This window comes from Bradyrhizobium japonicum USDA 6, from assembly GCF_000284375.1.
GTDB lineage: Bacteria > Pseudomonadota > Alphaproteobacteria > Rhizobiales > Xanthobacteraceae > Bradyrhizobium > Bradyrhizobium japonicum.
Map to the genome: position 1 here is coordinate 8,857,945 of NC_017249.1, position 14,001 is coordinate 8,871,945.

Annotated in this window: 6 protein-coding genes and 1 pseudogene; 6 read left to right on the top strand and 1 reads right to left on the bottom strand. The window is 62.5% G+C overall.

From position 1 onward, the window contains the following. Window positions 1-194 precede the first annotated feature (194 nt). Window positions 195-560 (bottom strand): response regulator transcription factor, encoded by a 366-nt coding sequence (locus BJ6T_RS40795; RefSeq protein ID WP_014498366.1) that lies wholly within the window; start codon window positions 558-560, stop codon window positions 195-197. Between the two features lie 475 nt (window positions 561-1,035). Between BJ6T_RS40795 and BJ6T_RS40800 the strand changes: the two genes are divergently transcribed. From BJ6T_RS40800 to BJ6T_RS40820, 6 genes and pseudogenes are all read left to right on the top strand, one after another. Then, window positions 1,036-1,560: a YkgB family protein gene (locus tag BJ6T_RS40800; protein ID WP_014498367.1), complete on the top strand. Its 525-nt coding sequence runs from the start codon at window positions 1,036-1,038 to the stop codon at window positions 1,558-1,560. A 442-nt stretch (window positions 1,561-2,002) separates the two neighbouring features. Continuing rightward, window positions 2,003-7,158: pseudogene (locus tag BJ6T_RS40810) on the top strand (trifunctional serine/threonine-protein kinase/ATP-binding protein/sensor histidine kinase). Window positions 7,159-7,310: 152 nt separating this feature from the next. After that, window positions 7,311-8,741, top strand: a complete 1,431-nt coding sequence (locus tag BJ6T_RS49500; RefSeq protein WP_014498370.1) for a serine/threonine protein kinase — start codon at window positions 7,311-7,313, stop codon at window positions 8,739-8,741. Beyond that, entirely contained in the window at window positions 8,657-9,148 is a 492-nt protein-coding gene (locus BJ6T_RS49820; RefSeq protein WP_430644626.1) for an AAA family ATPase, read from the top strand. Before BJ6T_RS49500 ends, BJ6T_RS49820 begins: the two co-directional genes overlap by 85 nt. Continuing rightward, window positions 9,073-12,828 carry an ATP-binding protein gene (locus BJ6T_RS40815; RefSeq protein ID WP_144038035.1) on the top strand — a complete coding sequence of 1,252 codons (3,756 nt, stop codon included), beginning with the start codon at window positions 9,073-9,075 and terminating at the stop codon, window positions 12,826-12,828. Before BJ6T_RS49820 ends, BJ6T_RS40815 begins: the two co-directional genes overlap by 76 nt. Before the next feature lie 161 nt (window positions 12,829-12,989). Beyond that, a complete protein-coding gene (locus BJ6T_RS40820; protein WP_014498373.1) occupies window positions 12,990-13,910 on the top strand; it encodes a DUF427 domain-containing protein in 921 nt (306 codons plus the stop codon). Window positions 13,911-14,001: the final 91 nt, after the last annotated feature.

Here is a 14,001-nt window from a genome sequence, read left to right on the forward strand (position 1 = left end):
ATCCCCTGCCCGCGCCGCAAGCAAGAGCCGGCCCCATCGCTCCGAACAATCGTTCCATCTCTCCCAACGGGCCGCCTTCCGGCGATCATGTCGCGGCGAAACCGTATTCCCGCGGGGGCGTGCACGCGCGGGCTCGTCGCCGCCAGACGATTGCGGCGCGCTAGAGGACGTGATGTCGTCACCCGAGAGCGCTTTCATCTTCGAAGGCTCCTGTCGAGACACTCAAGCAGAGCGCTCGTTTCGAACGGCTTTCTGAGAAGGCAGAATGCGCCGATCGAGGCCGCTTCGGCGTCCAGCTGCCTGTGAGGAAGCGCGGTAATGAGAATCACCGGCGCCCCGACCTTCTGCTGCTGGAGCTCGCGAACGAGGTTCAGCCCGCCCATTCCAGGCATGTGAACGTCGGCAATGATGCAGTCGAAGCTGAACCGGTCGACGTAGCTCAGCAGCGCTTCGGCCCTGTCAAACGGCTCGGAGCGGTAGCCGATCGATCGCATCAGATCCACCAAAGACAGGCACAGGGCCTCGTCGTCATCGACGACTCCTACGAAAGGGACCTTCACCTGACTTACCCTCGCAAGACGCGATCATCATCGAAACGCGATCGCAACAGAGGCGATTGAAGCGCAAGCCGCTCCCCGGTTGACCAGACGGCTGCTGTCATGACGTTCGATGCTTGTTCGCGAGAGGCACATGTTCGGTCTCCCCAACTGAGGAAAATCCAGTAGCTGCGCCATGATCGGTTGCGCATGTCGGCCTCGAGCATGCGTTCGGCGGGTGCCTCCTACAATCTCGCGATTGTGATGCACAGACCCATACTTTGGTATGGGTTTGCGACGCCAAGGGCGAGCCACCAACGGCGACGCGATGTCAGGCCACGCCGATCCCCGCCGCCTGCGGCTGAACAGCGCAAGTTTGAAAAATGCACGATAATCCGCGCACAGCGCACCCCTCGAAGCTTGGCTACCGTTCGGATCACGACAGACGTCGACGCCGCCTTGCCGCCAATCCGCGACCTCGAGGATGAAACGACATCAGATGGACCATCTCATAAAGAAACTGTCCGAGCTCGATCTGGTCAGAGGCGATTTTGACTACCATGCAACGCGTGTGGCGATGATCATCGTCTTCTTCGTCTTCAGCTGCCAGAAATGGTTCGACTACGAGGCGCACGCGTTGATCCCGTTCATCAGCAATGGTCCGCTGATCTTCTGGCTGTATCCGGTGTTTGGCGTGCGCGGCGCGGCCTACTTCCTGGGTTCAGCGGAATTGCTGTTTGGATTTCTTCTTCTGCTCGGCTTCTGGAGCAGGAGACTGGCGGTCCTGGGGTCGCTGGGCTCATGCGCGACCTATGTCGCCACCGTGACGATCATTCCGTTTTTCCCCGATGCCTGGGCCGCGCCGGCCGGCGGCTTTCCTGCGGCCACGTTGCCATTCCTCTTCCTCATGAAGGATGTCGTACTGCTCGCGGCTTCCGTCTATCTGCTCAAGCGGGACCTTCTCCGGGCAGCAGCCGACGTATCACCGGCTCAGAACGGGATTGTTCGACAGGAAGCGATGTAATAGCGCCGGTCGGCACTGGAAGAGCAGGATCAACGTCGCCCCCTTGTGACGGCGGTGGCTGCTCGGCTACATCGGCGAGGTCGTTGCCGATGATCTGCGTGAGCGTAGGTTTGCGACGACGGCTTATGGACCCTTGACGCTGTCCACGCTGAGCGACCTTTGGAAGACTCCCGCGATTCCTTCCGCTCAAGCCAGGGAATCTGCGGCTCACGGAAGAGTTCCCGGCACCCGGAGTTCCCGATCAAAATCAAATCTGCCTGTAACCATTGTGGCGGCCTCTTCGAATATTGGGGGCCAGAGGAGCGAGCAGCGTGAAGCCGGCGGGTTCGTTCTGATGAGTGCTGTTGTGGGGGACCTTTTCGAGGATTAGGGTGATGAGGGGGCGATTGGACGGTGGCGTGCCTTCTCCACAGGGCGGCCGGTCAGTTCCGGAGTCCGGCAGATGAATGTGTCCTCGCCGATCCCCACGAACGGAGATGCCGGTCTCGAGATCCTGTGGGACGACGGCGAGCGCGTCTTTTGCCGCGAATGGCGCCGGGGCGCCGATGGCAATTTCAACAATGTCTTGACCGTAAGAGCCGCGGCGGAACATCCGCCCGCGCTCCACGACCGGTTCGCTCACGAATACGCCTTGCGCAACGAGCTCGATCGAACCTGGGCCGTACGGCCGCTGGAGCTGATCCGCGATGGCGATCGTGCCTTGCTGATATTGGAAGACCCCGACAGCGAGCCGCTCGAGCGGCTGCTCGGAGCGCCGATGAAGCTAGACCACTTTTTGCGATTGGCTCCTGCCATTGCCGGAACGATCGCCCAGCTCCACCATCGTGGCCTGATCCACAAGGATCTGAAACCGGCGAACATCCTGGTCGACGCAGCGGGCGCGATCAGGATCACCGGGTTCGGGCTCGCATCTCGCCTGCCGCGCGAACGACAGCAGCTCGAGCCACCGGAGACCATCGCGGGCACGCTGGCCTATATGGCACCCGAGCAGACCGGCCGCATGAACCGGTCCGTCGATTCCCGCAGCGATCTGTACGCACTCGGCGTGACGTTCTACCGGATGCTGACGGGCGCACTGCCGTTCACCGCGGCCAATCCGATGGAATGGGTGCACAGCCACATCGCGAGACGAGCCATTCCGCCAGCCAAACGGGTCGATGGCGTGCCTCGTGCCGTGTCGGCGATCATCATGAAGCTTCTCGCCAAGGCGGCTGAGGACCGCTACCAGACCGCCGCCGGCCTCAAGACCGACCTTGAGCACTGCCTTGCCGAATGGCTGGCGCAAGGCCGGATTGACGGCTTTACGCCCGGTGAGGCGGACCAACCGGACCGCCTCCTCATTCCCGAGCGGCTCTACGGCAGGGAATATGAGATCGAGGCCTTGCTCGACGCATTCGACCGCGTCGCCCGGAGCGGAAAGCCGGAGCTCGTCTTGATCTCGGGCTATGCCGGTATCGGCAAGTCCGCCGTAGTCCACGAATTGCACAGGGTCCTGGTCCCGCTCGGTGGCCTTTTCGCCTCGGGCAAATTCGATCAGTACAAGCGCGACATCCCTTATGCGACGCTCGCACAGGCCTTTCAAAACATCGTCCGTCGCCTCCTCGCCAAGAATGACGCCGAACTTGCATCGTGGCGCGAAGCGATCTGCGAAGCATTGACGCCCAACGGCCAGCTCATGGTCGATCTGGTTCCAGAATTGAAACTGATCATCGGCAATCAGCCGCCGGTCCCGGATGCTTCACCGCAAGACGCCCTGCGACGATTTAAACTCGTCCTGCAGCGCTTCATCGGCGTCTTCGCGCAATCGGATCGGCCGCTTGTGCTGTTCCTCGACGATTTGCAGTGGCTGGATGCTGCGACGCTCGACCTGCTCGAGGAGCTGCTGACCCGATCGGACCTGCAACACCTCTTGCTGATCGGCGCTTATCGCAGCAATGAGATCGATGCCAACCATCCGCTGAGGCGCAAGCTCGCCGCAATTCACGATTCGGGCGCGCGTGTCCGGACGCTCAGCCTGGCCCCCTCATTCGAGCCGACGTCGAGCGTTTCATCGTGGATGCGCTTCGCTCCGAGCCGGCCCGCGCCGCGCCATTGGCGCAACTGATACATGAGAAGACCGGCGGCAATCCGTTCTTCCTGATCCAGTTCCTGCACGCACTCTCGGAAGAACGGTTGCTGGCCTTCGATCATGCGGCAGGCCAATGGCAGTGGGACCTCGCGCGCATCCATGCCAAAGGCTATACCGAAAACGTCGTTGACTTGATGGTCCACAAGCTGAGCCGCCTGCCGGAAGAAACGCGGACGGCTTTGCAGACGCTTGCATGCCTCGGCAGCAGCGCCGAGATCGCAACTCTGTCATTGATGCTCGGCGCGTCGGAACAGCAGGTCGATCTGGATCTCTTCGACGCGGTGCGTCTCGAGCTGGTCGAGCGTCAGGACCGGCACTGCAGGTTCGTGCACGACCGCGTCCAGGAAGCCGCCTACGCACTTATTCCCGAGTCCGAGAAGCCTGCGTCGCACTTGCGAATCGGCCGGCTCCTGGTGGCACGCACACCGCCGGGGCAGCGCGAATTGGCGATCTTCGATATCGTCAATCAGCTCAACCGCGGCCTGTCCCTCGTGGGCTCGCCGAGCGAGCGGGAGCAACTCGCCGAGCTCAACTTGATTGCCGGCCAACGCGCCAAGGCATCCTCGGCGTATAGCTCGGCGCTTGCCTATCTCTCCACCGGAAGCGAGCTCTTGAGCGCCGATTGCTGGGTGCGGCGGCACGAGCTTGCCTTCGCACTGGAAATCAATCGGGCCGCATGCGAGTTCCTGACCGGCCAACCCGATGTCGCGGACGATCGCCTCACTGCACTGGCGACGCGCGCGACCAACCCGCTCGAACAGGCCGCCGTCGCATGCCTGCGCATGGATGTCTATACAACGCTCGGTCAATCCAGCCGCGCTGTCGACGTCGGCCTGGGGTACCTGCGGCAGCTAGGCGTGCACTGGTCTCCCAACCCGACTGATGCGGAGGCGCGCCGCGAGTACGATCTTATCTGGACGGGCATTGGGGAGCGCAGCATCGAAGACCTCGTCAAGCTGCCCTTGATGAGCGACCCTGCCTCGCTTGCGACGATGGATGTCCTGACAAAGTTGCTGCCGCCCGCCCTCTTCACGGATATGAACCTGCTTTCCCTCACGATCTGCAGGGCCGTCAATCTTGGGCTCGAGTGGGGCCACAGCGACGGGTCGTGCGTTGCTTATGTGCAGCTCGGAATGGTGGCCGGCCTGCAATTCGGCGACTACAAATCCGGCTTCCGCTTCGGAGAGCTCGGTTATGAATTGGTCGAGCAGCGCGGAATAAGCCGCTTCCAGGCTGCGACCTATCTGATATTCGGCGCGCACGTGGTGCCGTGGACCAGACACTTCAGGGCCGCGCGCGATCTCCTTCGCCGCGCTTTCGAAAGCGCGCACAGGAGCGGCGATCTTACCTATGCGGCCTACAGCTGCAGCAATCTGAACGGCAATCTTTTCGAGGCCGGCGATCCACTCGTCGAGATTCTGAACGAGGCCGAGACTGGCCTCGCCTTCGTCCGGAAGATGGGGTTCGGGTTCATCGAAGACATCATCGCCGCGCAACGCGGGCTGTTCCGGACGCTTCGCGGGTTGACCCCGACATTCGGTTGCTTCGACGACGAGCAGTTCGACGAGCTTCGGATCGAACAGCACTTTGCCGCCAATCCGAATTTGTGGCGCGCAGAGTGCATTTACTGGATCCTCAAGCTTCGGGCGCGCTTTCTTGCGGGCGACTACGCAACGGCGGTCGGCATCCTGTCGAAGCTGCAGCGGCGGCGATGGACGCCGCTCACTCCGGCGGAGGCCGCTTCGTATTACTTCTATAGTGCGCTTTCTCTGGCTGCAGTGCCGGAAGCGATCGCCGCCGGGCAAGGGCAAATCGACACGATTGTCGGGCATCATCGGCAACTCCAGGCCTGGGCGGAGAATTGTCCGGACAATTTCGCGCACTGCGCGGCGTTGGTCGGCGCCGAAATCGCCCGGCTGGAGGGCCGCGACTCCGATGCAATGCGCCTTTACGAATGCGCAGTTCGCTCGGCCCGCGCAAACGGACTCATTGCCGATGAGGGTCTCGCCTACGAACTGGCTGCGAACTTCTATGCGGCTCGCGATTATGGCGAGTTCGCCGACATATATCGTCGGAACGCGCGCGACGCCTATTCCCGGTGGGGAGCCGATGGCAAGGTACGCCAGATCGACGACATGTATCCGCAGCTTGCGGAGAATGCACCCGTGGTCGCTGCAACTGATACGATCGGCGCACCGATCGAACATCTGGACCTCGTGGCGGCTCTGAAAGTCTCGGAGGCCGTGTCCGGAGAGATCGTCCTCGATAAGCTGATCGACATTCTGATGCGCACGACCATCGAGCATGCCGGTGCGGAACGAGGAATACTGATTTTGCAGCGAGATGCGGCGCTACGGATTCGGGCGGAGGCGACGACCCAGGGAGCTTCGATCAACGTCGATCTGTGCGATCGCCCGATCTCCCGGATGGAAATCCCGGAGTCGCTCGTCCTGTACGCGGCTCGCACGCAAGAGAGCGTTATTCTCGACGATGCCGCTGAAAGTGGAACGTTCAGAGGGGACCCGTACATTCAGCTCGAGAGTGCCCGGTCGGTCCTGATCATTCCGCTCACGAAGCAAGGCGGCCTGGTCGCTCTGCTGTATCTCGAGAACAATCTTGCGAAGGGTGTCTTCACGCCCGCAAAGGTCGCCCTTCTCAAATTTATCGCATCCGAGGCCGCGACGTCGCTCGACAACGCTCGTCTGTACCGGGAGCTTCAGGAGCGCGAGCAGCGTTACCGTGAGGCTCAGATGGAGCTCGCCCACGCCAACCGCGTGGCGGTGATGGGACACCTGACGGCGTCGATCGCCCACGAGGTCAATCAGCCGAACACTGCCGTCATCGCCAGCGCGCAAGCGGCCTTGAGCTGGCTCGATCACCAACCGCCGGCACTGGAGCAGACGCGCAGGGCGCTGACACGCGCCATCGAGAACGGCATCCGCTCCAGCGAGGTCATTGAGCGAATCCGGGATCTCGTGAAGAAATCACCGCCCAAACGGGATTCCCTGGCGATCAACAGCGTCATCGGACAAGTCATCGAACTCACGCAGGCTGAAGCGGCACGGAACGATGTCGCGATCCAAACGGTATTCGCGGATCGTCTGCCCAAGGTCATCGGCGATCGCGTCGAGCTGCAGCAGGTCGCGCTCAACCTGATCCTGAACGCCATCGAAGCGATGAGCGGGACCACGGAGGGCAAGCGCGAGCTGTTGATCCAGACCGCGAGAGCAGATGCCGAGAGCATACGCGTATCGATCACGGATTCGGGACCAGGCTTGTCTGCGGAGGGCCTCGCGCGGCTGTTCGAACCCTTCTACACGACCAAGTCGGGCGGCCTTGGTGTCGGACTGTCGATATGCCGTTCGATCATCGGGACGCATGGCGGCAGGCTGTGGGCGGCTGCAAACGAACCGCGCGGAGCCGTCTTCCAGTTCACCGTGCCGATCGATGACGGCTTTGCAGTTGGTTGAGCCACGCCCCGAAATCGGAATGTGGCTCATATCGTGGCTCCGATCCCGGCTATTGTTGGGGATTGGCGTTGGGAGTACGTTCCCGAGCGGGACAGGTGAACACCTTTCCCTCCCTTTCAATCGACTGGCCGGCTAATTCCGGAGTCCGGCAGATGCACGTATCCTCGCGGGTATCCACGAATGGCAATACCGGTCTTGAGGCGTCATGGGACGACGGCGAGCGCGTCTTTTGCCGCGAATGGCGCCGGGGCGCCGATGGCGACCTCAACAGTGTCCTGACCGTAAGAGCGGCTACCGAACATCCGCCGGCCGCGGTCCTCGACCGGCTCGCCCATGAATACGCCTTGCGCGACGAGCTCGATGGGACCTGGGCCGTGCGGCCGCTGGAGCTGATCCGCGACGGTGGTCGAACCTTGCTGATATTGGAAGATCCCGGCAGCGAGCCGCTCGAGCAACTGCTCGGCGCGCCGATGAAGCTGACCCACTTTCTGCGATTGGCGCTCGGTATCACCACCGCCGTCGACCAGCTGCATCGGCAGGGCCTGGTCCACAAGGATTTGAAGCCGGCCAATCTTCTGGTGACCGGGGCAGACGAGGTCAGGATCACCGGATTTGGCCTCGCATCTCGCCTGCCGCGCGAGCGACAGCAGCTCGAACCACCGGAGACCATGGCGGGCACGCTGGCCTACATGGCGCCCGAGCAGACCGGCCGCATGAACCGGTCCGTGGATTCCCGCAGCGATCTGTACGCACTCGGCGTGACGTTCTACCGTATGCTGACGGGCGCACTGCCGTTTACTGCGTCCAGTCCGATGGAGTGGGTGCACAGCCACATCGCGAGACGTGCCGTTCCGCCCGCCGAACGAGTCGATGGTGTGCCTTACGCCGTGTCGGCGATCATCATGAAGCTCCTCGCCAAGACGGCCGAGGACCGCTACCAGACCGCAGCGGGCCTCAAGAGCGACCTCGAACGATCACTCGCCGAATGGGAAGCGCAGGGACGGATCGATGATTTCGTCCTGGCGCAAACCGATATACCGGATCGCCTGCTGATTCCCGAACGGCTCTACGGCAGGGAGCACGAGATCGAGGCGTTGCTCACCTCGTTCGATCGCGTCACCCGGAGCGGCACGCCCGAGTTGATCCTGGTGTCCGGTCCCTCCGGTATCGGCAAGTCTGCTATGGTCGACGAAATGCAGAAGGCCTTGGTCCCGTTGGGCGGGTTCTTCGCTTCCGGCAAGTTCGATCAGCACAAGCGCGATATGCCTTACGCGACGCTCGCGCATGCGCTTCAGGGCCTTATCCGAGGCCTCCTCGCCAAGAGCGATGCCGATCTGGCACCCTGGCGTAGCGCACTGCACGACGCGCTGGGCCAGCTCGGTCAACTGATGGTGGATCTCGTACCGGAGCTGCGGCTGGTGATCGGGGATCCATCACCTGTCCCGGAGGCACCCCGCAAGACGCACAGCGACGCTTCCAACTCGTCGTTCGACGCTTCATTGGCGTCTTCGCCAAGGCGCACCATCCCCTCGTGCTGTTCCTCGACGACCTGCAGTGGCTCGACCTGGCCACCTTGGATCTGATCGAGTTTCTTCTGAACAGATCCGACCTGCAAAATCTGCTTCTCATCGTCGCCTATCGACGCAACGATGCCGACGTCAAGCATCTGCTGGCACAACGGCTCGTCGAAATCCGGGCCTCCCGTAAGCGGGTGCGGGAAATCGACCTGGCCTCCCTCACCCGCGATGCCGTCCTGGAATTCACCGCGGATGCACTTCATTGCGAGCCGGCACACGCCATGCCCATGGCGCAGCTGATATACGAGAAGACGCACGGGAATCCGTTCTTTCTCACGCAGTTTCTCCGGGCACTGGCCGAAGAAGAACTGCTGACCTTCGATCATGACAAGCGACAGTGGCGCTGGGATCTCGAACGCATCAAGGAAAAAGCTACGCTGAAAACGTCGCCGATCTCATGGTCGGCAAGCTGAGCGGTTTGCGCGAGGAGACACGTCAGGCCCTGCTGGAGCTGGCCTGCCTGGGCAACAGCGCCGAGACCGCGATGCTCTGCCTCGTGCACGGAACATCGGAGCAGACGCTGCACGCGGATTTGAAAGACGCGACGCGTCTCGAACTGGTCCGACGCCTCAAGAGCTCTTACGCGTTCGTGCACGATCGCGTGCAAGAGGCCGCTTATGCGCTTCAACCGGACCAGGACAGGCGAACGGCCTTGCACCTTCGAATCGGTCTGGTCCTGGCAGCGCAGCTGACGCCTGACGAAACCAACGAGCGCGTCTATGTCGTTGCCAACCAGCTGAACCGCGGCATCGCCGCTTTGACGAACGGCGCGGAACGCGAACAGGTCATTGCCGTCAATCTAGCCGCGGGCCGGCGCGCGCGAAATGCAACGGCCTACCACGCGGCAGCAACCTACCTTGAAATCGCCCGCGAACTGCTCGGGGAGGAAGGGCATCCGCGGTTCAGCCGGGACGCCTTCGCGATCGGCCTCCTCCACGCCGAATGCAAATTCCTGCTCGGCGAGCTGACCACGGCGGAAGCGGAATTGACGGTCCTGTCGCAGAGCTGTTCGGACATTCAGGCGAGCGCCGAGGTCGCCAGGCTCCAGGCGCAGCTATACACCACTGCGGGACAGCTCGAGCGGGCGGTCGACGTTTGCCTCGCATTCTTGCGCAGAACCGGGATTGACTGGTCTCCTCATCCCAGCCGCAGAGAGGTGGATGAGGATCGGCGACGCCTGCGGAACTTGACTGAAAAACTGTCCGACGAGCAGCTTCATGCGCTACCGCCGATGACCGATCCGGATCATCGTGCGACCATGGGCATTTTGGCCGACCTCCTCACACCTGCGTTTCTCACCGATCGCAACCTGTCCGACACCATGCTCATGGAGGCCACTCGACTGACGCTCGAGCACGGGACCAGCCCTGAAGCATGCTACCCGCTGACCGCCATATTCGGCGTGCTCGCCAGCAATTCAATCGATGCCGAACTTGGATTCCGGCTATCACAATTTGGCGCAACCCTTGCCGACAGGCAGCCGCAGACAGGGCTGAGCGGCCGGGCACTTCTGGTTTTCGGCCTTCACGTGACCCCATGGATTCTCCCGATCCGATCGGGACGGCCGTTCATTCGGCGCGCTCTCGCAATCTGTTTGACGACCGGAGATCTGGCATTCGCGGCGTATTCGCATCGCGGACTGATATCGGTGGATCTCTTCTGCGGCGATTCGCTCATGGACGTCTGCTCGAGTACCGAGCGGTCCCTGGCATTCGCCGAGGGTCTGGGCGTCCGATTGGCTGCGGTGGGCCTCATCAGGCAACGAGATCTGGCGCTGAGCCTTATGGGGCGCGACGGGCGGAACGACTTCGAGAGCCCCGGGGCGCTTCAGCCCTCGGACGTGAGCGAACCGCTAGGCGTCTTCTTCTACTACGCGACGCGAATTCAGATCGAAGTCATTGCCGGACGTGACGATGTCGCGATTGCCCTGGCCGCACGCGCAGAAGCGCTCTCATGGTGCGTCCGGTCTTATTCGGACTTCACCGAATACCGGTTCTACACGGCGCTCGCTCATGCCGGGGCTTATCACGCATCACGCCCCGAGGAACGCGAGCGGCGCCTCGGCGACCTCCGCGAACACCACCGCAAGCTGACAGTCTGGTCCAACCGCTGCCCCGCAAACTTCGCCGCCCGGCAGAAGCTCGTCACGGCGGAGCTTGCGCGCATCGAAGGTCGCGAACTCGAGGCGGAGCAGCTGTACGAGGAATCGATCCGATTGGCGCAAGAATCCGGCTTCGCCCAGATCGAAGCGATCGCTGCGGAACGTGCGGCAGGGTTCTACGAGGCGCGCGGCATTCGAACGGTCGTCCTGTCCTACCTGACAAAAGCGCGCGATTGCTACGCACGCTGGGGCGCCGAGGCGAAGGTGAGCCAGCTCGAGAAACTCCATCCGAACCTGCGGGAGCGAGGATCCGCGCTCGGCGCCGCAGGGACGATCGGAGCACCCGTCGAACAGCTGGACCTTGCGACGGTTCTCAAGGTGTCGGAGGCTGTCTCAGGCGAGATCGTGCTGGAGAAGCTCACGGAGACCCTGCTTCGCTCGGCCATCGAGCACGCGGGTGCGGAACGTGGCGTGCTGATTTTGCCGAGGGGTTCCGAGCTGAGAATTCGGGCGGATGCGGTGACAGGCGGCGGTTCGATTGCTCTCGATCTCGCGGATTCGCCGATCTCCGCCGCTGAAGTCCCGATGTCGATCGTGCTTTACACGGCTCGCACCCTGGAAAGCGTCGTGCTCGACGATGCTTCGACGAGCAGCGCGTTCGGCGGCGACGAATACATCCAGAAGAAGCACGTCCGATCAGCCTTGTGCGTGCCGCTCGTCAAGCAAGGCAGGGCGGTGGCATTTCTGTATCTGGAGAACAATCTCGCATCGCGCGTCTTCACACCCGCCCGGATCGCGATCCTCAAATTTCTCGCATCCGAGGCCGCGACCTCGCTCGACAATGCCCGCCTGTACCGGGAGCTTCAGGAACGGGAGTCGCGGATCCGCCGGCTGGTCGAGGCCAACATCATCGGGATCTTCATCTTCGATCAAACCCCCGACATTCTCGATGCCAATGACGCATTCCTGAAGACCATGGGATATGATCGCGAGGATCTCGCCGCAGGCCGGTTGCGCTGGGCAGATCTGACGCCGCCCGAATGGCAGGAGCGCACCGACCGCGCCCGGGCCGAATTGAAGGCGACGCGGGTTGTCCACCCGTTCGAGAAGGCGTTCTTCCGCAAAGACGGCAGCCGGGTGCCGGTGCTGACCGGCGGAGCCTTGTTCGACGACGAGCAGGAGCAAGGCGTTGCCTTCGTGCTGGATCTCAGCGAGCGCAAGCGCGCCGAAACCGAGGCACGCGAGAACGAGCAGCGTTACCGCGAGGCTCAGATGGAGCTCGCCCACGCCAACCGCGTGGCGGTGATGGGACAGCTGACGGCGTCGATCGCCCACGAGGTCAACCAGCCGAACACCGCCGTCATCGCCAGCGCGCAAGCGGCCTTGAGCTGGCTCGATCACCAACCGCCGGCACTGGAGCAGACGCGCAGGGCGCTGACACGCGCCATCGAGAACGGCATCCGCTCCAGCGAGGTCATTGAGCGAATCCGGGATCTCGTCAAGAAATCACCGCCCAAACGGGATTCCCTGGCGATCAACAGCGTCATCGGACAAGTCATCGAACTCACGCAGGCTGAAGCGGCACGGAACGATGTCGCGATCCAAACGGTATTCGCGGATCGTCTGCCCAAGGTCATCGGCGATCGCGTCGAGCTGCAGCAGGTCGCGCTCAACCTGATCCTGAACGCCATCGAGGCCATGAGCGAGACCACGGGGGGCAAGCGCGAGCTGTTGATCCAGACCGCAAGAGCGGATGCCGAGAGCATACGCGTATCGATCACGGATTCGGGACCGGGCTTGTCTGCGGAGGGCCTCGCGCGGCTGTTCGAACCCTTCTACACGACCAAGTCTGGCGGCCTCGGTGTCGGACTGTCGATATGCCGCTCGATCATCGTGGCGCATGGCGGCAGGCTCTGGGCGACTGCAAACCAACCGCGCGGAGCCGTCTTCCAGTTCACTGTTCCGATCGATGACGGCTTTTCGGTTGGCTGAAGCATCTCGGCTGGCGTCATCACACCGCAAAATTGGTGGGATGACCTGTAACCAGGGCCGGGCCGCGAACGAAATATAGCCATCGGATCGCGCCGGCGAAGCCAAGCGCGGGCCGGAACAGGTCCGCCACCGACCGACGGTGCGCTGCAGGGAGAGATCAGTTGGGACTGTCCTGGCAACAAGGCCCGCTTTCAACGGGAGCAATCGGCCGCTTTCTCGTCCCCGAGCCGCTGCCAAAGCGCCTCTTGTACGTCGAACCGTTACGCCGCCGCCTCCGCGTGCGCTTTGGGGGAAGCTGGGTCGCGGATAGCGAGCGGGTGCTGCTGCTTTTCGAACCGGGCCGTTATCCCGTGGCCTATTTCCCGGAGGCCGATGTTTCCCCACATGTGCTGGAACCTACCGAGCACATCACGCAACACGCCGATCTTGGGCCGACGTCCTGGTACAGCGTTCGGGTCGACGAGCAACATATCGCGGCGCGAGGAGCCTGGCGGCACGCCAACCCGCCCGCCCATGCAGGCGATTTGCAGGGTCTGATCGCCTTTGCCTGGCGGGCCATGGATGCCTTCTACGAGGAAGACGAACGCATCGTGGGCCATGCCGCCGATCCCTATCACCGCATCGACATCCGCCAGACCTCTCGTAACCTCGTCGTCAACCACCAGGGCCGGGTCATCGCCGATACAAAGCGGCCGCTGGTTCTTTACGAGTCCGGCTTTGCACCCCGCTGGTATGTTCCACGTGCCGACATCGATGAGTCTGCCCTCATTCCGGTCAAGCTCCAGACCTTCTGTCCGTACAAGGGCCTCTGCAGCTACTACTCCATCGGAGACGCGCGCCAGGCGGCATGGTCGTATCCCGACGCCTATCCCGAAGTTCGCCGCATCTCCGATTTTGTATCGTTCGAGCCGGACATCGTGACGGTCCATCTCGATGGCACGCAGCTGCGTCTCGAACCCGGCCAATTGGTGGTTCCACACGGCCCCGATCGCAATCTTGACATCGCCGAGGTGGTCCCCGAGCCAACGCCTGGTGGCCGGCCAGCTGAAGCTGCAACCAGTCCCCTCCATCGACGCTCGTGAGACGAACGAGCATATCTTCGAGATCGCGCAGCATTCAGCCTTTCGTATCCACGACTATTGTGGCCCTCAACGGAGCCGCTCATCCCGAGCC

Coding starts and splice junctions, on each gene's coding strand:
- BJ6T_RS49500 (WP_014498370.1), top strand. CDS start 7,311: ATGCACGTATCCTCGCGGGTATCCACGAATGGCAATACCGGTCTTGAG.
- BJ6T_RS40800 (WP_014498367.1), top strand. CDS start 1,036: ATGGACCATCTCATAAAGAAACTGTCCGAGCTCGATCTGGTCAGAGGC.